The 25,185-nt window shown below is 53.7% G+C and carries 12 protein-coding genes; all 12 read right to left on the bottom strand.

Annotated features, from left to right (window positions below; all coding sequences use genetic code 11):
* Positions 1–6: 6 nt before the first annotated feature.
* Positions 7–2,181 carry an alpha-L-rhamnosidase-related protein gene (locus GWC94_RS16140; RefSeq protein ID WP_161836339.1) on the bottom strand — a complete coding sequence of 725 codons (2,175 nt, stop codon included), beginning with the start codon at positions 2,179–2,181 and terminating at the stop codon, positions 7–9.
* Positions 2,182–2,191: 10 nt separating this feature from the next.
* Positions 2,192–3,772 carry a sodium:solute symporter family transporter gene (locus tag GWC94_RS16135; RefSeq protein ID WP_161836337.1) on the bottom strand — a complete coding sequence of 527 codons (1,581 nt, stop codon included), beginning with the start codon at positions 3,770–3,772 and terminating at the stop codon, positions 2,192–2,194.
* A complete protein-coding gene (locus GWC94_RS16130; RefSeq protein ID WP_161836335.1) occupies positions 3,769–4,872 on the bottom strand; it encodes a Gfo/Idh/MocA family protein in 1,104 nt (367 codons plus the stop codon). The genes GWC94_RS16135 and GWC94_RS16130 overlap by 4 nt, the downstream gene beginning before the upstream one ends.
* Positions 4,869–7,376, bottom strand: a complete 2,508-nt coding sequence (locus GWC94_RS16125) for an L-rhamnose mutarotase (protein WP_161836333.1) — start codon at positions 7,374–7,376, stop codon at positions 4,869–4,871. The genes GWC94_RS16130 and GWC94_RS16125 overlap by 4 nt, the downstream gene beginning before the upstream one ends.
* 103 nt (positions 7,377–7,479) lie before the next feature.
* The gene (locus GWC94_RS16895) at positions 7,480–9,726 is read right to left on the bottom strand and encodes a TIM barrel protein (RefSeq protein ID WP_235918600.1); all 2,247 of its coding nucleotides are present in this window, start codon (positions 9,724–9,726) and stop codon (positions 7,480–7,482) included.
* Positions 9,727–9,738: 12 nt separating this feature from the next.
* Complete coding sequence (locus GWC94_RS16110) at positions 9,739–13,533, bottom strand: family 78 glycoside hydrolase catalytic domain (RefSeq protein ID WP_161836331.1); 3,795 nt, start codon at positions 13,531–13,533, stop codon at positions 9,739–9,741.
* Positions 13,530–16,331, bottom strand: a complete 2,802-nt coding sequence (locus tag GWC94_RS16105) for a glycoside hydrolase family 2 protein (RefSeq protein WP_235918599.1) — start codon at positions 16,329–16,331, stop codon at positions 13,530–13,532. Before GWC94_RS16105 ends, GWC94_RS16110 begins: the two co-directional genes overlap by 4 nt.
* Positions 16,328–17,863, bottom strand: coding sequence for an MGH1-like glycoside hydrolase domain-containing protein (locus GWC94_RS16100; protein WP_235918598.1), 1,536 nt, complete (start codon positions 17,861–17,863; stop codon positions 16,328–16,330). The genes GWC94_RS16105 and GWC94_RS16100 overlap by 4 nt, the downstream gene beginning before the upstream one ends.
* Before the next feature lie 4 nt (positions 17,864–17,867).
* Positions 17,868–19,697 (bottom strand): exo-alpha-sialidase, encoded by a 1,830-nt coding sequence (locus tag GWC94_RS16095; RefSeq protein ID WP_161836329.1) that lies wholly within the window; start codon positions 19,695–19,697, stop codon positions 17,868–17,870.
* Between the two features lies 1 nt (position 19,698).
* The gene (locus tag GWC94_RS16090; protein WP_235918597.1) at positions 19,699–20,613 is read right to left on the bottom strand and encodes a glycoside hydrolase family 43 protein; all 915 of its coding nucleotides are present in this window, start codon (positions 20,611–20,613) and stop codon (positions 19,699–19,701) included.
* 6 nt (positions 20,614–20,619) lie between these two features.
* Entirely contained in the window at positions 20,620–21,999 is a 1,380-nt protein-coding gene (locus tag GWC94_RS16085; RefSeq protein WP_161836327.1) for a glycoside hydrolase family 140 protein, read from the bottom strand.
* Positions 22,000–22,048: 49 nt separating this feature from the next.
* Positions 22,049–25,066, bottom strand: coding sequence for a DUF6298 domain-containing protein (locus GWC94_RS16080; RefSeq protein ID WP_235918596.1), 3,018 nt, complete (start codon positions 25,064–25,066; stop codon positions 22,049–22,051).
* Between the last annotated feature and the right edge of the window lie 119 nt (positions 25,067–25,185).

The raw sequence follows: 25,185 nt of genomic DNA, 5'->3' as shown, positions 1-25,185 counted from the left end.
CATTCGTTACTTGAGCGCCTGGTAATGGATGGTATAGGGTGTTGCCGGGTTGATGGCTATTTCATATTCCTCTTGTCCGATACGCTTTGCGGAAACATTTTCGCCTGCTGGCAGCACCCGGCTTTTGATGCGTAAGATGCCCAGCCCTGCCGGCGCCTGTATGCGTACCTGTTCTTTTGTTACGTACATATCGATCGTGCCCGCGGGAGTGGGCACGCTTCCCTGCATCCATTGCAGTCCGCCGAGCTCGGGTGTTACGAGGTAACTGGCATAACCCGGTGACACCGGTTTTACACCGAGGTAATATTTTCCCATCAGGTATAGAGGACCTGCGCCCCAGGCATGACAAAGGCTTTTACCGAATTCTCTGCCGTACATGGCATAATGTTCCGTTCCCTGTTTGGCAGGATCGTATTCCTCCCAGAAACTGGTGGCACCCAGCCTGAGCATACCACCCCAGTAATTTTTTATTTCCTCCAGCACATGCTTCTGCTCACCCATGGCGCATAATGCTTCAAGTTCGTAAAAACGCATATAGGGCGTGGTGATCTTCTGCACCGAAGGATTGAGCAGCACCGATTGCCTGACCGCCTGTTTTTGCGTTTCATTGAAGTAATTGAAGAAAATAGCGAACATATTGCTGTACCGTGTTACCGTTTCTGTCTGACGGCCGTGGGCATAGCTGTGCACCAGCGCCTGTTTGTTGTCGTTCCAGTACAGCGAGAATATTTTTTTGCGCAGCTCACCAGACAATTGCCGGTAGCTGGCTTCTCCTTTCCGGTCGCCTGCAATACCCGCGCACAACGCCATGGTCTCGAGACCGCGCGCCAGCAGTACCTGTTCAAAGCTGAGTGCCCCTTTTTTACTGAGCCCCTGTGCCCAGTCAACAAATACCCAGTCGCCGGGCAGGCCTTCCATAAGTCCCTGCTGGTTCCGGCGGCCCAGGCAATATTCCATCAGGCTTTTCATGCGATCGTAATTCTGCTCGATAAACTGCCGGTTGCCGGTATACTGGTAATAATCGTAAATACCCAGGAACCAGTAGAACGTATAATCCATGATGGTATTGATATGCGCCGTTACCGGATCTTTACCGCGCAATGCTGCGAGGGTACGGGTTACGGTAGGCTCATCGAAGAACAGGTAGTAGTTCATCAGAAAGCTCTGGTAGGCGTCGCCGCTCCAAACCCAGCGATCACGTTTGATGCCATCGATAAAAAATTCGCGTGTGTTGAGGCTGAACGTGTATTTCGCCACATCGTAAATTTTGTTGATCGCGGTATCGCTGCAGGTAAAACTGCCGCGTGGTGTAACATCGGCATATTCATACAACATCGACACCGAATCGATACTGATGGTTCCATCGTATTGCACCTGCACGTATCGAAAGGCTTTTGACAGCGGCAGGGTGCTGTCTTTTTTGATCGCAGTGTTCAGGTCCAGCCGGTCCAGCGTTTCGCAGTGGTCGGCAGACAAAGCTTCTTCCTTCGATTCGCCGTAATACACCGACAGCCGGCCCTTGCCTTTTAGTCCATGCAGCTGAATAAACCCGAAAGTTTCTTTCCCGAAATCAACCAGCAGTGACTGCTGGTGCCGTTCGATGGAAACGGCCCGTTTTTTTTGCGTGGGCAACCTGAAAGCGGAAGGTTTTTGCAGGGGCGAATAAAAATTCCAGCTGCCTGCGTGCTGCCACCTGGTGGCAGAGATATCCGATGTTTTTCCCGTCTCGTCGATCCATTCCTTATCCTCGAATGTAACCAGCCAGGAAGAATCGGACACGATCGTTTTGCCCCGCACAAATACGGATGGCACCACGGCCTGGCTGAAGACTTTGATATTGATCCTGTGCTGTCCTGCGGGAACGATGACCTGCTGCGGACTGCCTTCCAAAGCGCGGCCATCGAGTTTCACGTTGTATTCGCCTTCTGCATAGATACTGACGGTATCGGGATGCAGGAGCTGCACGGTTTTATGAAAATCCATGAGCACATAATGGCTGTCCATTTTCCAGAATACGGGAAAGAAGATTCCTCTTTCCGTACGTCGGTTCTGCATTTTGTTGGCGAGCCATATATCAAAATCGCCGGGATACCATATCCAGGTGGCGCGCTGTGCCAGCAATGTCTGGCAGGGCATAAGGACCAGCAGTACAATAACCAGGTAGGTTCTCTGTTTTCGCATGTTGGGGCAATTAGAATCCGTTAAAGAAAATATACAATGCCAGCATCACGATGGCCAGTGCTATCCATACACGCCGTACTTTTTTGGAAGGCCGCGGCAGCGGTGCTGTACCCACGGCGGTGGCGGTAACGGGCTGCGGGTCGGTGACCGATATCAATACGGCCAGCAGGCAGAGCAATGCAAAAATGTAAAACGATAACAACAGGTAATGCGGCCAGGCGGGGTATGTTTTTGCGGGGAACACCCACAGGTACAACACCCCTATCAGCAAACTGATGCCCGAGCCCCAGGACAAGGTAAAATTCACCGCCCGGCGGCTGGTGCGTTTCCAGAATACGGCAAGCAGGAACACAACAGACAGTGGCGGCGCAATAAAACCGAGTACCGCCTGGAACACATCGAAGAGGTTCAATCCCCTGATGCTGTCGATGGCCACAGCCATGAACACGGCAAACACGCAGCCGGCCAATACGGTGATGCGGCCTACCCTGATCACCTGGCGGTTGGTGGCGGCCGGGTTGATCTTCTTCACATACAGATCGGTGGTGAATACCGTGCTGAGTGCATTCAGTGAAGACCCGATAGTGCCTACCAGTACGGCAATCAGCACCACGATCACCAGTCCGTTCAGACCCGCAGGAAATAAATTCGTCACCAGCGTCATATAGGCTTCGTTGGGATCGCTGAGCTGCGGAAACAGTTCATAACAAACAATACCCGGTATGATGAATAACGGAAGTGATAATATTTTCAACCATCCTATGAAATTCACACCCAGCTGTCCCTGCTCCAGGTTACGCGCACCCAATACAGACTGCACCATGGCCTGGTCGGTGCAGAAAAAAGCCACGGCCGCCACGGGATAACCCAGCAGCAGGGCGGGCCAGGGATACGCTTTATCAGAGGCAGTATGTACCAGGTTCCAGTAACCTTCAGGAGCCCGGTGAAACAGCGCGGAGATACCACCCACTTTGTGAATGCCGATAACCGATAGCATCAGCGACACCGCGATCAGTAAAATCATCTGGAATACATTGACCCGCGCAATGGCCCTGAGTCCGCCCGCAAATGCAAACAGCCCCGCAAACAACACCAGTACGATCACCGACTGCCACATGGGAATACCCAATATCTGGCGCACCAGGAACCCGCCGGCAAACAACCCGAGCGAGAGCCAGGAGATGAGTATTTTGATCAGTGCATAATACGCCAGTATGTTCCGGGTATCATCGCCGTAGCGTTGCCCCATGTATTCCGGCATGGTGGTAACTTTTGCGGCCAGGTAGCGCGGCGCAAATACGATAGCCAGCAGGAATAAAAAAACAAATGCATACCATTCAAAATTGCCCGCTACGATGCCGGTGCTATAACCGATACTGGCAAAAGCCAGCAGCATGGAAGGGCCTACATTGGTTCCCCACATATTAAAACCGATGCTGTGCCAGTTAAGCGATTTGCCTGCAAGAAACAGGGTCTCATCGGTTTTCTTTTTTCCGAAACTGGCTTTATATCCTATGAACAGCAATACCAGCAGGTACGCCGTCACGATCAGGTAATCGATGGTTTGCAACCGCGAGAGGATACCGTTCATGGTTGTTTTGCTTTATTCAGGTGACCGAGACCGTACCGGTGTAAGATATCCCCGACCCTGACGGGCTGCCCGGTCTGCAGACTGGTGTCCATAGCCTGTAGCAGGGCAATGGTGCCGATGCCTTCTTCGAGATCGGGATAGGCGGAGAATCCCTGTTCGATGGATGCCGCAAAATATTCCAGGTAATTCTGGTACTCGCCCGCATGGTGGCTCTTGCCTTCAAAACGGAAATAGTGTTTGAGTTTGTGTTCCCAGGTAATGATCCTCTCCTCACCTGTTTTATCGGTAATGGCATAGCGCAGGTCCATATAATCGCCCTGGCTGCAGCCTTCGGTGCCCCGGAGTATGCAGCTCATTTCGCTGTCGCGCGTTACCGGCTGCACAGGACCGGTATAGCAACCGCTGACGCGGGCTATCCTTCCTTCTGCCGAACGAAAGATAAAATGCATGGTGTCGTGGTTCTGCAGACCGCCTTTTTTGCCATTGCTGCTGAGCATACCATACCCCATCACTTCTTCAATATCCGGCATATACCAGCGGATAAAATCTGCCGGGTGACTTAACCCGCCGTACAACCATTTGAAAGAAGACCGCAGGCTCCAGCCCTTTTGCAGAAACCAGCGGTGATCAGCATGGTAATACGCTTCGATGGTGATCAGTTCCCCGATCAGCCCGGCCTCATAATCCTGGCGTTGCCGTTTCATCGGCTCGAAGAAACGGGAACTCTGTCCCACAAATACACGGCAGCCCGATTGACGCTGTATCCGCAACAATTCTTCCGCTTCCGAAAGATCGTCGATGAAAGGCTTGGTGCAGACCACGTGTTTGTTGTGCTGCAATGCCCGTTTCACATGTTCGGCGTGCAGGTGATCAGGTGTGTAAATGGCTATCGCATCTATTTCGGGGTCGTTGAGCAGGTGCTGGTAGTCGGTGGTATAGCTGTCGAACCGGAATTCGAGGCAACGTTGCCGGCAGAGTTCTTCGTTGCTGTCGCAGATGGTTTTCAGCCTGATCTTTTCGCTCTGCAATGCGGCCGACATCGTACTGCGCCCCTCGCCCAGTCCGAGTATACCGATCACCAATACACCTGATGAATTCATGATTTTATTTTTTGTAAGAACACCCATGTTTCGTTTTTCTCCGTTCCGGCAATGCCTTCCTGGTATTGTTGCATCAGCCGGTTCCATTCCTGCATCCGCGGATTGTTTTCTGTGGTTTTCGGATTCAGTTTTTCAAAATCCGCGTCTTTCGGAATACTGATTACCAGCATCAGCTGCCTGCCATTCCGGAACAGCTGCAGTTGCTGAAAACCTGCACGGCAGAACCCCTGTCCCACTTCAGGCCATTTCAGGAACTGCGTGGCATGCGCTTCCAGGTATTGCTGCTGCAGGCGCTGGTTGCCAACCAGGTTTGCCGTCAGCAATACATGATCCCATTCCTTTGCGGTGGCCGTATCTGCACAGTTTGTTTTTCTGCTGAATGTATAGAACAGATCGTGGTATACTTTTACCTCCGCGCCGGCAAATTGTTTTTTCAGTTTATTCTGCACCGACAGTGCATCGGCCATTTTACTGAAGACCACATAATGGTTGCGCCATCCGTATACGGTAGTATCCATGTGGTTTTGAAACAGCCATTGCTTCAGCTGCGTTGCATCCCATCCGGCGCCGGGCGGCGCCACCAGTTCTATCAGTTCATTGTGCTCTTCGGTCACCGGCAGTTTTGCCTGTGCCGCCGTTCGTTCTGCCAGCAGCCGCCCGTAGCGTGGTTGCAGACCGGCGCTGTCCCTGATGCGCGGATCCACCTGCGGACCGTTATTACGCCATTCGTTACCGGGTCCGTTGGCGTTCTGTAAATATTTCTGCGAGGGTGTCCAGTTATCCCTGACGGTGATACCCGAACTGCCTTCGTCTGTGTACAGGTAAAACCAGTGCGAGGGCAGGTGGGCGTAGGGCGCCCTGCAGATACTGTCTACATAGTTGCCGGCGATCACCGAACCGGGTTGTGCGCTGAGCGTGTAAATACCGCCGCAATCGTAATTGTGCCGGCCATAATGGTGTATCCTGTTGGCGATAATACGGTTGTTCTGCATAACGCCGGGTGTTGGGTTCCAGCCCCATCCCATACTGATGCCGGTGTTGGCCAGGTTTTCTATTTCGTTGTGTGCAATAAGCGTATTGCGGGTATGGCCGGCGCCGATGCCCACACAGCTCCAGTCTTCGTTGGCCGCATCGGTGATGAGGTTATTGGTGATCTGCATGCTGTCGCAAACTTCTCTCTCATCGGCAGGCTTGTACAGGGTATGAATTTCGCGCCCTTCTTCTGCAAAAACACCGGCCAGTACAGCCGTACCGCCTATGTCTTTAAACAGACAGCCCGATACCCTGTTACCGTGCACGGCTCTGTGATAATCCAGCGCGGTGGCTGCCATATGCTCGAAACGGCAATCCTCAAAAACGGTTTTATCGGCATAGGAGATATCCACGGCGGCGGCAGGTCTTCCTATCCATGCCTGGTTATCGAGACGCGGATTAGCAGGTGTGCCGGCGGGTTTCAGCGCATAGCCATCTGTCATGAACATACCGGCCTGGTGAGGTATATGTCCTTTTTCAGACGGCCGCAACCAGCCGGTATGCCGGAAGGAGATACCTCTGAAAACAATATTGGAAACGGGTTTGTCGATAGTGCCCTGTACCTGCACCAGTGTTTCCAGCGCGGGAACCACGGCCTCGGCATCTGTCATTTCCTCGCCTTTGCGCGGCCAGTAGTATATTTTTTTTCCGGCCTCGTCTGCATACCATTCGCCGGGTTCATCGAGGAACTGCGGGGCATTGGAGAGAAAAAAAGCGGAGTTGCCGGTTTCTTTCGACAACCAGGGAGCGGGCCAGGGATGTTCGCTCTGCAGTGCGCTTTCGGGCTGCTCAAAGAAAAGCCGCGTACTGTCGCCCATCATCTCCATTTTGCGTACACGCAATACGGCTATGGCCCACCACTGGTGAATAAACATTTCGATGCCTGTTGTCTGCTGCAGCAAAGAAAAGGCGGGTGTGGGTATGATACAGGTCTGTTCTTTTTTATTCCAGCCAAGGATACGCTCCATTCTTTCGCCGTTGACAGAGCGGGCGCGTATGGCTTTTACATTGTTCACCCACAGTTGCCTGAACGCGATCGTTCTGCCATTTGTTTCGGGGGTCGCTGCCACCCATACCTGCCCTTTGGCACCTGCGGGCAGACCGGCAGGTGTGTGTATCGCTTTCTTCCATCCCCGGATGGCTACGCCGCCGCTGAGTACGGGTTGCGCGCCGGGCGCGGCTTCGATAAAAGTAAGGGCACTGCCTCCGTCTTCGGGGCGCAGTGTCAATGGCCGGGTTAACGGATACATGCCGGTGTTCAGAATGATATGGATATCTTCTCCCGGAGCCAGGGTGTTCAGGCGGCGCAGTTCCCTTGCTTTTCGCAGGGCTGCGGCTACGGTGGCCAATGGTTTTTCCTTTGTGCCGTTGTTGTGATCGGCGCCTGCGGGCGCTACGTATATATCTGCTGCGCGACTGGTTACGGGCAACAGCATCGGCAACAGGAAAAAGCAGATAAGCAATCGTTTCATAGCGTTGGCACGGGATGACCGGTCAATAAAAACCAGCCCTTAAATATACCAACGGGGCAAGGCCCAAAGATGGCCGTATTGCTCAAAAAGATGGAGGATTTTCCTATTCCTGGAAAACCCGTTTCAGGTAAGCGGTATTGGCGCCGTAATTGTATTTGGTATCGGTAGGGCGTTTTGCATCGCGGCTGCGTTCTATCACCAGCCATCCGCTCCAGCTCATTTCGTCGAGTGTTTGTTTTACTTTGTACAGGTCAAGCTGGGGATCGTTTTCGAGCCAAACGCTGTCTTTGTTGGTGGCGTGTATCATGCAGATACGGTCTTTGCCCAATATTTTCAGCTCCTCTGTTAAATCTCTTCCGGCTTTGAGGGGATTGGAAAAATTAAAATAGATCCTGATCGCCGGCGAGCCGATCTCGCGCAGCAGTTTTACTTCCTCCTTTGCTTCGAGCGAGGTTTCTATACCGATCACCACACCTGCGGCGGCGGCCATACCGCCGGCCAGTTTCAGTCGGGCTACAACAGAGTCCCGCACCTCCGGGTTTTTGACAAGATCGCATTGCACGCCCAGCGGCAGGAAGGCCGTCTTCACCTGCATCAGCCGCATGGCACTCAGACAGTCTTTGATGCTCTGGATGTATTCGGTTCTGTTGCAGAAAGACTGTGCATAATAGCCCGTCATGGCAAGCGAGAATATCTCCACGCCATTGTCTTTTGCCAGCTGCAGGAATTTTGCACGCACCGAATCCGTCAGCAACTGGTTATCGAAGCTCACCCGGTTGCCGAGGCCGCCCATATCCACTTCTATCCCGTCGGCTCCCAGTTGTGCGGCCAGGGTGATGGCGCCGGGTTTCTGCCGCTTCAGCAGCATCAGGTCGATCAATCCCACCCGGTAACGCTGCGGCGGCGCGGCTTTCCGTACCTCGGCGGCAAACAGTTTCTCAAGTTTATCAAAACCATGGATGGCATGAGCCGGAAGTCGTTCTCCCTTATCGCCGAATACATACAGGTTCTTCTCGGGTTCTATGGTGATCGATGTCTCGTTGATAGTACCGCGGCTGTCGCTGATGGCTCCCAGGTTCAGCCGCAGGTGCGCTGCCATAAAGCGGTATACGGCGCTGCGTTTGCTGATGCCGAAATCGTGTTTTTCCTGCGGCAGGTGCACATTGCTGATATTGTCTTTTTTCCCATACCAGCCATACATTTTTTGCAGGTAGGGAAAATCGTGTTCGGGCATCCTGTCTGTCCAGTCTCCCCCATCGCTCACCACCAGCTGCGGTCTTGGCGCAGCCATGGCAGCAAGTTCCACATTATCTGTTCTTCCGCCGCAGGCATGAATGTCCATACCGCTCTCGCAGGGACATCCTCCATAGAAATAAGAAGAGAGCGACACCACCGGTGCGCTCGCCTTGATGCGGTCATCCAGTGCGGTCATCAGCACGGCATGGCTGCCGGCACCGGAGCCACCGGTTATTGCTACGCGACTTGTATCTGCATCGGGTAAAGAAAGCAGGTAATCCAGCAGGCGGATGCTGCCCAGTGCCTGTATGGTCATGGCCAGGCTGCGGCGATGGTCTTCCAGCCTGAACTGCAGCTGCGATTCACCCCAGGCAAACAGGTCGTAGCTGAATGCCATCGCGCCCATTTTTGCAAGTGCGGCGCAGCGGTACTGGCAATCGGCGCGGTAACGCTGTTTTTCCCAATGTCCGTCGGGGTTCAGTATCACCGGTATGCGTCCGGTATACACGGCGGGTTTGTACAAAGAGCCGTTGATCCATACACCCGGCAGTATCTCGAGCGCGAGGTTTTCCACCGTATACCCGTCGTAGGTTCTTTTTTCGGTACGGATGGGCGCTGCGGCCGGCAGGGCGGGCAGGTAAGTCAGCTGCAGCGCTTTGCGCAAACAGGGTTTCAGTTCGTTTTTGCGGCGCTCCCATTGCGCCAGTGTTTTGTACTGTGAAGCAATGCGGTCAAGTTCGGCCCAGCCTTCCTGCACATTCCAGCGGTAGTACTCGTAATAGCCGAGCTTGTATTTTTTTTCCTGTTCCTTCCTGGCTTTCATATCGAGCGGCGTCAGGATATTGTCCAGTGTCTGGTCCACATCGGTGCGGTAACGCCAGCTGGCATATTTCACCCATTTATTCACCACCATACTGTCTGCATAACGTATGGCAACACCATATTTCTGCTGTATCTCCGCCAGCACTTCTTTCAGCGGTCTGGCGTACTGGTTATCGCTGTTCAGCTGTGCGCCGGCGCTGCCGTGCACCACAAACATCACCAGCAGAAGCCTTACGCATTTTTTTATCCGCCGTAAACCGGCACCTGGGGTATCTCCTTTCAAGCGTCTCATGTGTATTCGGTTTTAATCGTCCGAGGGTTTTCCGGTTGCATACTGCCAGCCCGGCCATGCCCCGCTGACAATTGCTTTTCCTTTCAGTTTTGAAGGGTCAATGCTGACATATTTGATCCTTTCCCTGCGCCAGGTATATACGATGTGCACCATGCCGTCGGCCGTTTGGATAACGGATGGATACGAGTACTGGTTCACCGGCGATTCTTCGAGTGTAAGCACGGCATCCCAGTGAATACCGTCTTTCGATATCGCCACATTCAGCGGGGTGCGTGCGCCTTTGCCGTTGGCGGCCGCAGACGGTGGCTTTACATGATTGTATACCAGCAGCTGCCTGCCATCCATCAGCGTAACGGCGTCGGTGCCCGAGTTGTTGTTCGGCAGCTCGGTGGCCGTCATGGGTTCCCATGTTTTGCCGCCGTTACGGCTCCATGCCTGGTTTATGGTGCGGTTCCTGCTCCTGCAAAGTACCTGCCAGCTGCCATCCGCATAGGTAAGCAGGCTGGGCTGGATGGCGCTTACCTGTTTACCGTCGTTCAGGTCGGCGGTTTTTGTCCATGTCTTTCCAAAATCGGGCGTCATTTCCATATGCACTTTCCAGCCGTTCTGTTCGGTGCTGGAAGGACATACCAGTTGACCGTTTATATACAAAGGTTTGTTCTTGACAGGCCCGAGAAAACCCGGGGGCAGCGGTTCGCGGTCGCTCCAGGTAAGACCGTTGTCTTTGGAACGTTTCATCCATCCTGTCCAGCCCGCCACATTGGGTCCGATCTTATAGAACAGCAGCAATTCTTTATCGGGTGCGTAAAAAAGCACGGGGTTATAGCAGGGATACCGCAGCGAATCGTTCATGATGCCATCGGCGGCAAGCTGCGGTTTTGTCCAGCTGCCCGCCTGCAGCCGGCTTGTCCAGATGCAAACATCCCTGTTCCCTTCCTTGGTGCCGCCGAACCAGCCTGCCACCAGGCCGGTGGGCGTTGACGCAATCGTGGCTGCATGACTTTCCGGAAACGGCGCTTCTTTGAAGATAAAGCGGTCTTCCACAATGCCGCTCCTGAACGGTAACGCAGATACAAAAGAATAGGTTCCCGAACCGATGGCAAATACCATGTTACCGCCGTCGCGCTGCAGGAAACGGATACCCGGCACCGCGGTAACCGGTTGGCCGTTTTCGGTGATTTCTTCCAGCGATGTGGCGGGTATATGGATGGTTGCCGATGTATTGGCGGGAATGCTTACCTGCCATTCAAACCTGCCGGCGGTTCTTTTCCATGCACTTGTGATGAGACCGTAGGGCGACCGGTGCGATGCGCGTACAAACTGCAGACCGTCTATCCGTTCCGGTTTCATAATGATCCTGCGGAAAGCAGTGGCCGTATCATCCGAACGGATGCCCGCCACGCGCTCGTACAGCCAGATCAGCAGGTCGCCGAGCAGCATCACATGGTTCTGCGAATTCATCTGCGGACTGGCGGTGTTGCCGTTCCACAATTCCCAGATCGTTGTTGCGCCCTGGTCAACCATATATCCCCATCCGGGATACGTTCTGGTGGAAGCCAGTGTGTACGCGATATCGGACCGGTTATAATCGGTGAGTCCGCGCATCAGCCACTGGGTGCCTATCACACCGGTGCTGATATGCATTCTATCGCCGATCCTGATTTTGCTGTATATATTGTTGAACACCGCTTCTTTGAGACTGTCGGGCGTGATACCAAAATACAGCGGCAGCAGGTTGGCGGTGACGGTGTTGTTATCGTAATATTTTTTTGCGGGCCGGTAAAATTTCCGCTGAAAAGCATCTTTTATTCCTGCCTGCAGGGTTTCATAGGAACGGATATCCTCCTGCCGGTTGCTCAACGCCGCAAACCGGATCATCAGCGAGAGCAACCTGTAATAGGTGGCGGTTGCTATCAATTCGCCGCTGGTATTGCGCAGGCTGTCTTTTGACCTGATCAGCTCCAGGCTTTCCGGCGGCACGCACCAGTCGCCGTATTTGTCTTTGGTTACAATAAACGCTTTCATATACCTGTCCTGCATATACCGCATCCATTTTTTCATGGATGCATAATGTGTGGTAACGGCGCGCTGGTCACCGAACTGCCGGTACAGCATATCGGCCACCATCAGGTAAGTGCCCGGCCAGGTAACATTATCGCTGTAATAATTCCAGAAAGCAGGCGCCACATCGGGAATAGCGCCGTCGGCTGTTTGCGACTGTTCGATATCGTTCAGCCATTTGGCGTAGAGACTGGCATTGCCAAACAGGAAGCTCTCGCCGTAGGCGCCCTGTGCCCTGTCGCCCAGCCAGGGCTGCCGTTCGTTGCGCTGCGGGCAGTCAACCGGCATGCCTTTGTAGTTGGATGCGATGCCCCACCATGCATTGCGGTAAATGGCATTGATGGTTTCATCAGACGAAACAAAACTGCCGTTATCGGCCAGTGCATCCGAAACCAGCTGTCCTTCAAAATCGTCCGCCGTTGCTTTTCCCGGCCAGCCTTCTATCTCCGCATACCGGAATCCATGGTATACGAATACCGGGTGCCAGCGTTCGGTGCCGTTGCCGCTGAGTGTGTATACATCGGTGGCCCTGGCATCGCGCAGGTTGGCTACATACAATTCGCCGCCGGATTGCAGGCTTTCTGCAAAACGCAGGCGGATGCGGGTGCCTTTTTTGCCGCTTACTTTTAATTGCAGCCAGCCCGAGAAATTCTGTCCCATATCCAGCAGGTATTTCCCGTTGCGTTGTTTGATGGATACCGGTCTGAGGCGACGGATGATCTTCACCGGCTCCTGCATTTGCGCCGCCAGTCTTCCCTCCGGCGCGGCAACCAGTTCGGGTCTCAGCCAGTGGGAATCATTGAACCCGGCGCTGCTCCATCCCGTAAGTTCCCGGGTGGCATCGTATGCTTCGCCGTCGTATTCATTGTTGGTGCGGATTGGGCCGTCTGCCGTCAGTTTCCAGCTTTCATCGCTGAGGATGGTTTTGCGGCTGCCGTCGTTGTATTCCATCTCCAGCTGCAGCAACAGCTTGGGGTAGCCGAATGTGTTATGCTTCTGTGTTTTGTACTGCTGCCGCATGGTAAAGAACCGGCCGTTGCCAAGCACTGCGGCAACAGCGTTGGCGCCCGTTCTTAACTGCCGGGTTACATCATAGGTATTGTATAGCACCGCTTTTCTGAAATCGGTGGGCGCTGGCGCCAGTACCTGGTCGCCGATCTTTTTACCATTGATGTACAATTCATACAAACCCATGCCGCTGATGTAAACGGTGGCTTTGCGAATGCCCTGTTCTGCGCGGAACTCCCTTCGGAGATAACGGGCGGAGAGGCGCGACCACTGCGAGAGACTGTCCCATGCGGATGTTTTATCGTAACCGATCCATTTGGCTTTCCAGTCCGCGGCTAACAGCAGGCCCATAGACCAGTGTGCTGCAGCGCTCCAACCCGTTACGCCTTTGTTTGTATAGACACGTACTTTCCAGTAGCAAGACTGTTTGCTTTGCAGGGGTTTTCCGCGGTATACGATATGGATGGAAGCGGCGTTATCGATCCTGCCCGAATTCCAGAGATCGCCTTCGCCGCGGTTGAGTTTTTCTAAGCTGGAGGCAACAAGCACCTGAAAAGATTGCTGCAGCAGGCCTCTTTGCGGGGAAGCCAGCTGCCAGCTGAGCCGCGGTTCTTTTTCATCGATCCCAAGGGGATTCACCAGTTGCTCGCAGCGGAGCTGCTGAACGGTTACCTGTGTTCTGCCATAACCGGCAAGCAGCAGTGTCAGACACGATGTTATCAGAAGTCGGCGTTTCATTGCTTGGCTGAAAAGTTAAAGTACAGGCTGATCTCCAGTGCGCGCGAGGGATCTTTGCCGTAATCGTAAAAAATATTTTTCACCCCCATGGGACCCGTTGTTTCATTGCGCTGCGTTTTGGAACCGATAGAGCTGATGCCCTGCATGAATGAAATATCGCCCGAAGGGAAAAGCGGTTCGTAATTATGCCACTGGTCCGTTTTCCATGCGGGCGTAAACAACCGCAGAAACATATCTTCCGTTGCGGTGGCTACGGTAAAACGGTTGTTTGCCGTAAGGAAATGACCGTAGTAGAACCGGGAATGATAGCCTTTGAATTCGGGATAAACCCAGGGCCATTCTCCTGTTTCCGAAGTGTTGTGGTTTTTATTCCACCATCCAAAGCTGCCGCCTTTCATCCGGTTCTTCCATACGCGGTAAGGGCCATTGCCCAGGTACTGAACAGCGCGGATATCGCTTTCGGGTAATGAGAAATTAACGCCCGCAAAATCCGTAAAATAAGCCCCGGGAAAATAGCGCAGTGTCAGATTGATCCAGCCCGAAGGATATACCGTCCAGGCCAGCGTATTGTAAGCCTGTTTCTGGTCGAAGACAGACTCAAATACCAGGTTCTCGCCTTTCATATAATGCCGGAAGCGACTGAAATTGTTTTCGCCATCCTGCAATACGGGCCCGTTGCGGAAGGGAAGTTTTCCCTTTTTATTCCGCACCGATACCAGCAACCCGTTCTTTTTATTCAGTATAAGCGATATGTCTTTTACCTGTACGGTCAGCAGGCTGTCGCCTTCCTGCACAAGGATGCGGTCTTTTTCCACCGCAGCGGTCAACCGCGCAGCGATGGCGGCGGGACTGCTGACAGGATAGCTATAGGTGAACAGTTCGTTCTCGTAAGCATCTTTCACCGTAACATACAAGGCATCGTAGTGTTGCCAGTCTGCGGGCAGCGGTATATGCAATTTTCCTTTTGCCAAAGGCTGCACATCAGGCGCTGCGGCCGTTCCTGTTTTATCGGGTTTGCCGGCGGCGCTGAAATCTTTCAGCCGCCAGCTGAAACGGCAACGATTCAGGTTGGTGTAATGATAGCGGTTCTCTGTCTCGAAACTGCCATCGAATGCCGGGGTGATCTCTCTGCGAAGCAGGTGCACTGGGTTCCAGATCTCTTTAATGGCATAGTAGCTGCCTTCTTTTTCGTGATGCGGCCCCAGTATGCCGTCGGCGGCCCGTGATTTATCGGTATCCAGTGAATCGTGCAGGTCTTTTCGCAGCACCGCATTGTCGGCAAAGTCCCACAAAAAACCGCCGGCACTCAGCGGGTCGTTCCACATTTTTTCCCAGTAATCTTCGAGACCGGCGCCATGACCGCCATCGAACTGGCCATGCAAAAATTCTGTTGGCATGGTGATCTCATGACCGTTCTCGTAATTGCCGATACCGTAATTGTATTCGCGGTAATGCTGCGTGTCGAAACCGCCGAACAGCTGCCAGGGATGTACCACGGGCCGCTGCTGTATATCGTAACCGGCAAAAAGCGAATCCAGTTCCAGGTTATGTCCGCCTTCGTTTCCGTTAGACCATATGATGATGCTGGGATGGTTTACATCGTGCAGGATCATTTCGCGCAGCAACTGTGTGCCCGTTCGTGTGTCGTAATGTCCATGCCAGCCCGCGAGTTCATCCATCACGAATAAGCCGAGCGAATCGCATACATCCAGGAAATGATCGTCGGGTGGATAATGACTCATGCGTACGGCATTCATGTTCATGTCTTTCATCAGCTGCACGTCTTCGATGCTGTTCCTGTGGCTCATGGTGCGGCCTGTTTCCGGACGGAAGGAATGGCGGTTCACACCTTTCATTTTTACTTTCACGCCGTTTACGTACAAGCCATCGCGCGGTTTTACCTCCACCGATCTGAAACCGAATCGTCTGGAAACCCGGTGCACCGGTTTTCCTTTTGCAAACAGGGTGAAGGAGGCGGTGTACAGGTTAGGGAACTCAGGGCTCCACAACAAAGGCGAAACTGTTTTTACTGCCAGCGTTGCACGGTTGTTTTTTACGGCAACGCCAAACGCCCTGCCCCATGCAGCGCCTTTTTGCGAATACAAAGAAACCGACACGCTGTCGGCCACGCCATTCATATCGAGTTTTGCCTGGAACAGACCATTCGACCGCGCATGTATGCTAACCTGTTCAATGGATTGCTGCGGCAACAGTTCCAGCCATACCGGGCGAAATATTCCACCGAAAATCCAGAAATCGCCTTTGCGCTCGGCCGCGTTCACAGATTCGTTGGCCGAATGTTTGCTAACGGTCACTTCGAGTATATTATCGCCGCCGTATTGCAGCGCATCACTGATATCGTATTTGAATGCATAAAAAGCACCCTGGTGCAAAGCACCCGCCGGGCGGCCGTTCAGGGTTACGAGCGCGTCGGTCATCACGCCTTCGAACACGAGGCTGATCTTTTTTCCTTTCCAGGCGGCAGGCGCCCGGAAACGGTGTTTGTAGATACCCTGCTCCCTGCCGCGAACACTGTCTTTGGCAAATCCGTAATCGTATTTACCAAAGCCCTGCAGTTCCCAGCAGGACGGTACGGGTATGGTGGTCCATTTGCCGGCCTGTTTTCCTCCGGTACAATAAAAATCCCATGGCACCGCATCATCGCTGCCGGTGCCCGACAGGTATATTTTTTCGGTAACCTGTGCGCCGGCATATTCCATCAGTAACAGCATAGCGCAGGCAAGGGTTGCCCGGTAAAACAGTTGCTGAAAACGGGATATGTCAGAGTTGCCCTTCATAATCTGCCGGTCAGTTTGGTAAGCTTGGGTGCAGCGGCGATCTTCCTTCCATCAGCCCATACCGTAAGGCCTTTGCCTTTTTTGTATTTCAGCCCGGTTGCGTCCCAGATAATGGTGATGATCTTTCCATGGTACAGCACATTGTCGAGGCAGAACCAGTTCCATTTACCGGCAGGCAGCAGCGGGTTGAGTTCGAGGATATTATCTTCTCTTGGCCGCAGTCCCACCAGACCGGTAATGACCAGGTCATTAAAAGTGGAATGGTTGTAGTACCGGCTGCGTTCTTCATCGCCTTTCAGCCAGTAGCCGGTGGTTTCGTCGAGGTATTCGCCCACATAGGGTCTGCCGCGATGGTATTGTGATTCGACAAGTGTTTCGAGCATGGAAAAATAATCGGTGTCGGTTACGTGTTGCTGGCGGTAGTTGTTAAGCAGGTTGGCCATGCCAGTAAGGGTTTGCGAGGTTGCGAAAGGCCATACCGCGCCATCCCATTCGCATTTGCAGCAGCCATGCGTACGAAAAGCGGGGTGTTTCCTGTCGGCGGTGGTTATGCCATAAGGTGCGCGAAAGGTAACGGTATCAGCCAGGCTTTTCCAGGCGATGCTGTAATTGCTGTCGGGCATATTAAAATACCAGGGAATAAACCCGATCTCTTCTTTTACGCTGGCAAGCGTATCGCCATCCGCTTTACGTGTTTCGAAAAACTGCTGGCCGGTGTTCCATAATTTATCCTGCAGCAGACGCCGGATGGTATCTGCCTTTACGGTATATGCCTGCGCCTGCTGCGACCGTCCCGCAATTTTTTCCATCGCCGCCATTGCACGCGCGTTTCCATACATGTAGCTGTTGATGGAAGGCCGTGCATTTTTCTCTTTCCGTCCGCCGCTGATGGTTTCTTCCATGGCATCGCGCACATCGTATTGCCAGAACAGACCGCCCGGTAATTTTTTTTCCTGTTCCCATGCGGTATAATCCTGTTCCATATCGGGCAGCATACCGAGCAGGAATTTGCTGTCGCGGTTTACAAGGTAGCGGTTATACACCGCATCCATGTTCCAGCTGCTGTAGAAGCGGAGTCTTTTCAACGGTTTGCCTTGGTTGCCCCGGTACCAGATATGCAGGTTCTCGTTCATATACCTGCTGTTGTGCAGCCATCTTGATTCGTATATATGGTGGCCCAGCGCGCTGGAGATCAGGTTGTATTTATCCGCATAACTGCGTGGCACCAGGAACTCGGTGAAAGCAAAGCCCTGTTCGGTTTTCCGGATATGTTTGCGCAATGTCCACCAGCGGTAATAATAGATCTCTTCAAAATTCTGTTGCGGGCATTCGAAGAGGGGTATGTTTTCTTTCATCCAGTTCCAGGCCTTTGCATTGGGAATGGCCTGCACGATATTCTCGTCTTCCATCCCGTTAAAATAGTCCGCATAATGCCTGAACTGCTCTGCCCGCAGCACCATGCTCCTGCCCTGCGCATGCACCCGCGGCAATGCGGCACAAAGCAAAAGAAATATCCGGATTATAGCTTTCATCCTGTTATTGCCCGATGGTTTTTACTGCATGAATATAATACAGTGCTTCTTTTTCGCGGCGGTCTGCACCGGGCAGGTCGTAGTCCTGGTCGGTGGGCGTTTCCGCGTCGGGAAAATGGCGCACCCCGCCCGTTCTGAATACCAGTCTTTCCACGCTGGTTACCGGCGCAAAACAGAGGTTGAGCGATGGTTTGCCATTGTTGACAGTAACCGTATACATTCTCGAGGCGGTGTTCAGTTCAATACGTATCACCAGCGTTTCACCTGCCCGGTATTTACCCAGGCTCTTGTTGCGGTAGCCCTGTTTTGTCAGCAGGTTACCGGCGGAATCGAGCATCAGGCGCAGACAGGGCGTTCCGTTTGCATCCTGCCATTCTATTTCCAACCGGCCATGGCTGTCCTGCACGGGTGTAAGCGTTACCTCGAGTGTTCGTTTGCCTGCGGCGGGGAACACCCTTTCCGCTTTGGCATAATCGAAGGGATCGCTGTCGCGGAGGGCCAGCACTTTTTTGCCCTGGTATTGCTCTATCGATGTGCGGCACCAGAGCGGACTGAAGATATTCCATTCCGCGAGCTCATTTCCCCCGGTCATCCTGTCGAATACATCGTTGGCCTCTCCGCTGGCTTTTTCTTTGACCGGTACCGGTATCTTACTTATCCAGATATCTTCCTTATTCATGCTGTAGCTAACCCATAGGTTCCCGTCGGCAGGCTTGCCATCCATTTCCTGTATGCCGCGAACGTATTGCGGTCCGTAACTTTTATACGCGCCGCCGTACCGCATGGAACTGATCTCGCCGTTAACCAATAATAGGTTCTGGTAGCCGAGCCCGTTCGGACTAACACTGACCGCCAACGGCCAGCGGAATTCGGAAGGGTTGTATACGGTTGCATACCTGCCATCGCTGGTGCGCTGCCCCCATATCTTGGCATTGGCATTGACAAAGCCCGGCGCGCGCAGCGGCGGGTACTGCCAGGTTTTGCCCTGGTCTTTGCTGATGCTGGTCAATGCATATTTCCAGAGACCCACCACCCTGCCATCGGCAAGATGGTAGTAGTTGAAGGCTTTGTGATCTTTCTGTAACGGAACCAGCGGGTCGTCTTTGTCTGCTTCCTCCACGGTTTGCAGCATCAGCAGTGGCGTGTGCAGCAGCGTTTCGCAGGCCTGTACAAAATCCCTGTCGGGCGATGAACGGTAAAAAGGATAGTCGGTATTTTTTTCGCTGAAAGCATGGTTGTAGCGCAGGAAATAGATCGGTCCGAATGCACCGTCTTTTTTGATCTCCCTGATCACCCTGCCGATGCCGTTGCCGTCGTTGGGATCATCTTTGGCGCCGAGCACCACGCCGTAAAAACCCAGCGCAAATAACCGGTTACCGGCAGATGTGTAAAAACCGATGCGCTGGTGCATCACGGCGTATGCATTCTTGGCCGTATCGGTCCTTCCTTTTTTTACAAACCCATCCGGCACCTTGTAAGGCGGAAAGATCACTTCGGGCTGCGTCCAGTGATAGCCGTCTGTGGAGCGTTGCAGCAGGGTGCGGCCCGGCGGCACATGCTCGCCCACGGGGTTGCTCAGGTATTCGAGGTAAAACTGTTTGTTCCAGCAGGCCAGCATCGGCGCGTGGTTGTAGGTCCAGGAAGCCACACCCGTATCCCCGCGGTTGGCGCGGAATGTCTGGATATTGTGCACACCGATGGCGGGCGACAGCCGGCCATGATGGTAGTCTATATTCACCAGCTGTTTTCCGGTATAGTGAACGGTATCCTGCGCCAATACAATTGCACTGGATACACAGCATACACCTGTTATTAGCGGTACTAAATATTTCATGTCACTGTTGTATGGCTTTCAGCAGATTCCGGATCGTTTTTCGCTTCACCGGCACGATGGTTCCGTGTTTATGTCCTTCGGGAACGGATATTTTATCATTCACTGCATTGAACCGGTTGAAATCCCCGGTTGCCACGGCTTCGTAGGTTTTTTTGCGGTATGCATCATAATAGATCAGCCATTCGTTGCGCAGTTTCACCACCGAAGGCCCTTCGGTGAACGTATCCGTAAACGGTTTCGACACCCGGTTCCAGGGACCCAGCGGCGAATCGCCGAATGCCACTTTGATGTTGCGTTCCTGGCGGGTATTGTCTTTCAGCACCAGCACATAATCGTTCCGTTTTCTTTTTACGATCACCGCATCGATCACGCTGAAGCCCGGATCGAGAAACAGACGCGTATCGGTGAAAGTGGTAAAGTCCCTGGTGGTGGCAGCATACAGGCGGTGGTTATTGCTGTCTGCCTCCATACCTTTTGCAAAACGCCCGGGAATACAGCTTGCCCATACGATGATGTACCGGCCGGCTTCGTCGTCGTAAAACAATTCGGGCGCCCATACATTTACGGTAGTTGGCTCGTGCTGCATTACAGGTATAAGGCGTTGTTCGCTCCAGTGCAGCAGGTCTTTTGAAGATGCATATCCGAAGCCTTTGTCGCCGCGCCAGCTGCTGGTCCATACCAGGTGAAAAACACCGTCGGGTCCCTGCACCATAGAGGGATCGCGCAGCACCTGCCGGCCGCCGGTATGCGGGCGCAGGAATACCGTATCGAAATCACGCCAGCGGTAACCGTCGTAGCTGTACAGCATACGCAGTCCATCGGTGGCCGGTTCATGAAAGGAAGTGAACAGAAAGGCCCTGCCCGAACAGCCGGCCAGTAAGATAACGGAGTATAGCAGTAAGCGTGTCTTTTTCAATCGATGTTATTTTTCGAGAACAAGTACCCAGTCGTTACCATCGGCTTCTTTGCCCGGCGGATCAAATTCGGTTATCCCTTTTTTTGCAAAGACAGGGATAGCGGTCATGCTGCCGCCGGCCGGCCGGTACCATGCCGCTTTGCGGGCTGTAAAACCCAGTTGCTGCATGTTCAGTCTGAAGCTGCGCCCGGTATAGGTGTACACCAGTGCATAGCTGTTTCCTTTTGCGGCAACAAGGTACCGGTACCTGTTTTCGGAGTTATCGACCAGCAGTTCCTGCGCCGGTTTGCGATCGAAATAGGATCTGCCAAGCAGGAGTTTCTTCAGGTATTGCATCTGCCACGCGCCGGGTGCGGCAACGGATTCCTTCCAGGTGGTGGTAACGCCGTAGTTGCCATCTGTATCGCCCTTTCGGTGAAACTGCATTACGGCGTTCTCGCCATAGGTAAACCCTGCACCTCCGGAGAGCACACTCCAGTAAGCATACCTGCGCAGGTCGGCAGCTGTCCACCGCGGCTGCAGGCTGTCATGCAGTCCATGCGGAATATTTTCATAAGACGGCTCGCCGTCCAGCACAGGCCGCGTGGGTTGCAGTGCATAGTCCCGGCGGATATACCGCCAGTTGTCTTCGCCGAAATGATTTTTTTCCTGGCTGCTTGTATCCTGCGCATAGGTGCGGTGCCCGCTCTGGGCCATGTTGAAATCAAGCCAGGGCTGCTGCTGAAACCATTCGGAAGAAGAATACCGCCCGCGGGGATGAAAACCGATCAGGTGCCTGGCATCGTATTTCCGGATGGTGCTGCCGATGGTATTCCATACATCGTAGCCATCCGTTCCTTTGATATCGCCGCCGTTAAGCCAGATAATGTTGTTCTTATTCCCGAACCGCGTTGCCAAAAACCTGGCATAGGTTTCTGCCTGCTGTGTGGTTACATGTCCTTCTTTTATATTGCCGCCCCATACCGGCACCAGTGCCAGGTAGATGCCCCTTGCAGCGGCTTCATCAATGATATAGGCGATATGATCCCAGTAGTCGTACTGCGCTTTCTTTGTAAAATCGCTTCCGGGCACCGCACGCGGTGCTGCGATATCGCCGTTGACAAGCGCCGAATCGCCGTATGCATTTTTTGCGCGCAGCTGGTGCAATACCATTACCTGTATGACATTAAACCCCTGTTGCCTGCGTGTCTCCAGGTATTGCACGGCCTCCTCGCGGCTGCATTTGGTAAACAGCAGCCAGCCGGTATCGCCCAGCCAGAAAAAAGGTGCTCCTTTACCGGTCTCAAAAAAATGTTTGTCCGCCGATACGCGCAACAGCGGCAGCGCGGCCGGTCTTTGTGCAGATACGCTGCAGGCGAACAACAGGATCGTAGCCAATATTTTCATGCGGTATTCTCTTTTTATGTGCGGCGCTGTTCCGCTGTTTGACACTGAATTATTTTGTCAGCCATACCATGCCTGCCTCCTGCGGAATGGCAAGCGTAACGGTTGTGCCTCCGGTAACCACAAAGCCTTCCTGCAGCGGTCTGCCGGTGGCAAGACTGATGTATTTGCCCTGCAGCTGACCCTGGTAACCCCGCAGATCAAGCTGCAGTTGTCTGTCGCCACCGGTATATGCCAGCAATGCCTGCCCGTTGGCGAGTACACAGGCACCGATGTTTTGCGCGGGCTGCATACCCGCTGCCGCGCGCAGCAGTTCTTTATCAACCGATGCAGGCAATACCGGCAGGGAACCTCCTGCCATCAGTACGGCCCAGCCAAACTGCTCGCTGCCTTCCGCAGAATACATAACCGCCTTGGCGGGATATTGTGTTCTGTATTCCTTTACCGCCCGGTATACCTGTTCAAACGAACTGCGTTTGGGTTTCAGCAGCCGTGCATGCTGGCGTGGCGCCAGGTTTTGCCCGCCGGCAGGCGCATAGGGTGTTCCGTCGGACTGGTAATGCCAGTAACGGATATCGATGATATCGATGACTGCGGCCCGTTGCCGGTCTGCAAGGATCGCATCCTGTACGTCTTTTGTGGTGCTGAGCGCTATCCACTGTTTTTTGCGGTTGGCCTGCTCCCAGCCGCGTACGGCATCCACCCAGAACTGTACAAAATGCAGCGGACCGGTAAACTCTTCCCCTATCAGTTGTATGACGCCGTTATTGTCTTTGAAATTGTTGAGGCATTGCCAGATATATTGCCGGTGAAGTTTGTTTCGTACCGCAACCGTGGTATCGTAAAACTGCTCCGCCATAAAGATGCGCTTATCACCTGCATAATTCACCGGTTCCGGAAAACCCACCCGGTTGATGTTGTTTGCCGTGCGCCATGGAAAATCCGCATAGTGCGCGCCTGCTTCGATGATGTTGTGCTGAAAATACTGCTGGTGCAGGAGCAGCAGCCCTTTCCGGTCTGCGATATCGGCAAACTGTTTCATACGGCTCCAGTACCAGGTATTGTATTTGGTGAGATCGTATTTGCTCAGTCCATCCCAGGCCGTTTCTTTTCCCGACCGCGCAAAAGGCAGTTCATAAAAAGGGGCCCATACATCGCCGTCCATTCTACGGATGCGTTCGTGGTCATCGCGTCTGCGCTCATACCAGAGGCCATAATGTTGTTCTATGCCGACGGTGTTTGTGCGCAGCATATTGTCGGTCACTTCCTGCAGGTCGTCTGTAAATCCCCTGCCCGTACGCCCCGGTACAAAACGGGTGATGGCCGGTTTTGCATTCTCGAGGTCTTTCCCGTGTATGCCGCCGGTCCACCAGGGTATATCCGCCCGCCTGCCGGTCTGCACCAGGTTGCCACGCACCAGCCATCCGTTCTGCAGCTGCAGCGCGGGCGCTGCCGCGGGCGGTGCTGAAGGTTGCACAGGGAGTGCATCTACAGAAGGGATGCCTGCTGCATCAACCGGCAAAGGCTGCCGTTGCGCAGCATCCGCTATCCAGTTCTGTAACAATATTCTTGGCTGGTATGCCTGCCGGGTAAGTGCTGCGGCCTGCTCGGCGGAAGGACTGCTGCTGGCCTCGGTCTCCAGTTTTATCAGTTGCGCGCGCTGGTCGGTATTGACAGAAAGCCGTTCTGCAAGCTGCGCGTAAAAAAGACTGCGGGGGTTGATGGAATTATTGGATTCGCCCCAGTAGCCGTCGCCGGCAAACTGGCTCCAGCTTCCGAACGACCAGTTCTGGGCCGTAGGCGGTCTGTAGCAGTCTATGCGTGCCGCGCTGCAGTTCCAGAATACGCTGTTGGCTGCCGACCAGCCCGCGCCCTGACCATCCTGCCCCCTGTTACCAAAACGCAATGCTTCGCCGTCCACATTCACGATATCGAATAAAATACCCGAGGACCAGCTGTCGATGGCGCCGCTGAAATGGTGCGGCAGGTTGGACTCGCACTGTACGAATGCGTTGGGGCCGGGTGTGCAGTAACCCGTGGCAAAATCGTGCATGCCATCAAAAGCCGCACAGCGCTGAAACAGTGTTTGCTGGCCGGCGGTGTAAAAACTGTTTCTTCTTTCGCCGCCCAGTTCGGAAACAGGTTGCAGGGACAGGCAGTCTTCTACCGTAACCCGTTTTGCCGTTTCCAGTATCATTACGGCGGATCCCGCAAAATGCCGGAACTGCATTTGTCGAACCCATATATCGGCAGCGTTCTCTATGGTAATGGCCATCCAGCGATGGGCTTCGTCTTTGGGATTGCCGGCGGCAAAGGCCGATACCATCTGCAGGTTCTCAACGCCGCTATTGAACATGCGGCCGTTCCATTGGTAGCCGGCAACATATCCTCCGCCATAGGTGGTATCCAGTGCGGTTGTAAGGGGTGCATCTATCGTAAGCGTGCGGCCGTTTACGGCTGTAACGGTTCTGTCGAAATGGAGATCGAGCTCGCCTGGCTTCCAGCCGAGTGCGGTGATGCCGCCGCCGAAATGATCGCAGCCGAGTGCCCTGATCCAGTTTGCGGTAGACGGCCGGCGGATGGTGATGCGGTCACCGGAGCGGTAAGCAGCGGCATTATCCAACTGAAACGACATAGCGCCAACCGGTACATAAGCGCTGCTTATCCTGTTTTCGGTTGCTGTTTTTTTATCCGCATACCCTGCTATGCGCAGCAGTGTGGCGCGGTCTGTTCCCGCACCGAGAAGAACAGTGCCTTTTGTACCAACCCCGCCGCCCCGCAGTACCACGCCGGAGACGCTGATCCTGAGCTGGCCATATACTTCGTGCGTACCCGGCAGCAGCAAAACGGCGCCGCGAAAACCGTTTGCATCCATGGGCAAGGCGCTTACAAAATCAATTGCGCTTTGTATGCGGGCGGTGGCATCGCCTTTTCTGGCGGTCACGGAAATTTTTATCGGCACAACCGGTATCGCTTCTTCCGACGCCTTATAACCGCAATAGGAGAAATCGGGAATACGGTTGCCGGCCGAGTCGGGCGCATACACAAGACGGCCTTTTTCATAAGACAAAGGAAGAACAGCCCTTACCTGCTTTTGCGCAGATAAAGGCTGTTGAGAAAAGAGCAACCATATACAACCAACGATAATCCTGTATAAACGTTTCGTTACCACAGCAAGGGGTGCCGGTT

The organism is Sediminibacterium soli (assembly GCF_009939225.1).
Lineage (GTDB): Bacteria > Bacteroidota > Bacteroidia > Chitinophagales > Chitinophagaceae > Sediminibacterium > Sediminibacterium soli.
Note: the sequence above shows the minus strand (reverse complement) of the source record. Positions and strands in the feature narration are given on the sequence as shown.

What these genes read in the sequence shown, in the direction of transcription:
- GWC94_RS16895 (WP_235918600.1), bottom strand. Translation starts at nt 9,726, where the DNA reads ATGAGACGCTTGAAAGGAGATACCCCAGGTGCCGGTTTACGGCGGATA.
- GWC94_RS16135 (WP_161836337.1), bottom strand. Translation starts at nt 3,772, where the DNA reads ATGAACGGTATCCTCTCGCGGTTGCAAACCATCGATTACCTGATCGTG.
- GWC94_RS16085 (WP_161836327.1), bottom strand. Translation starts at nt 21,999, where the DNA reads ATGAAAATATTGGCTACGATCCTGTTGTTCGCCTGCAGCGTATCTGCA.
- GWC94_RS16110 (WP_161836331.1), bottom strand. Translation starts at nt 13,533, where the DNA reads ATGAAACGCCGACTTCTGATAACATCGTGTCTGACACTGCTGCTTGCC.
- GWC94_RS16140 (WP_161836339.1), bottom strand. Translation starts at nt 2,181, where the DNA reads ATGCGAAAACAGAGAACCTACCTGGTTATTGTACTGCTGGTCCTTATG.
- GWC94_RS16125 (WP_161836333.1), bottom strand. Translation starts at nt 7,376, where the DNA reads ATGAAACGATTGCTTATCTGCTTTTTCCTGTTGCCGATGCTGTTGCCC.
- GWC94_RS16130 (WP_161836335.1), bottom strand. Translation starts at nt 4,872, where the DNA reads ATGAATTCATCAGGTGTATTGGTGATCGGTATACTCGGACTGGGCGAG.
- GWC94_RS16100 (WP_235918598.1), bottom strand. Translation starts at nt 17,863, where the DNA reads ATGAAAGCTATAATCCGGATATTTCTTTTGCTTTGTGCCGCATTGCCG.
- GWC94_RS16105 (WP_235918599.1), bottom strand. Translation starts at nt 16,331, where the DNA reads ATGAAGGGCAACTCTGACATATCCCGTTTTCAGCAACTGTTTTACCGG.
- GWC94_RS16095 (WP_161836329.1), bottom strand. Translation starts at nt 19,697, where the DNA reads ATGAAATATTTAGTACCGCTAATAACAGGTGTATGCTGTGTATCCAGT.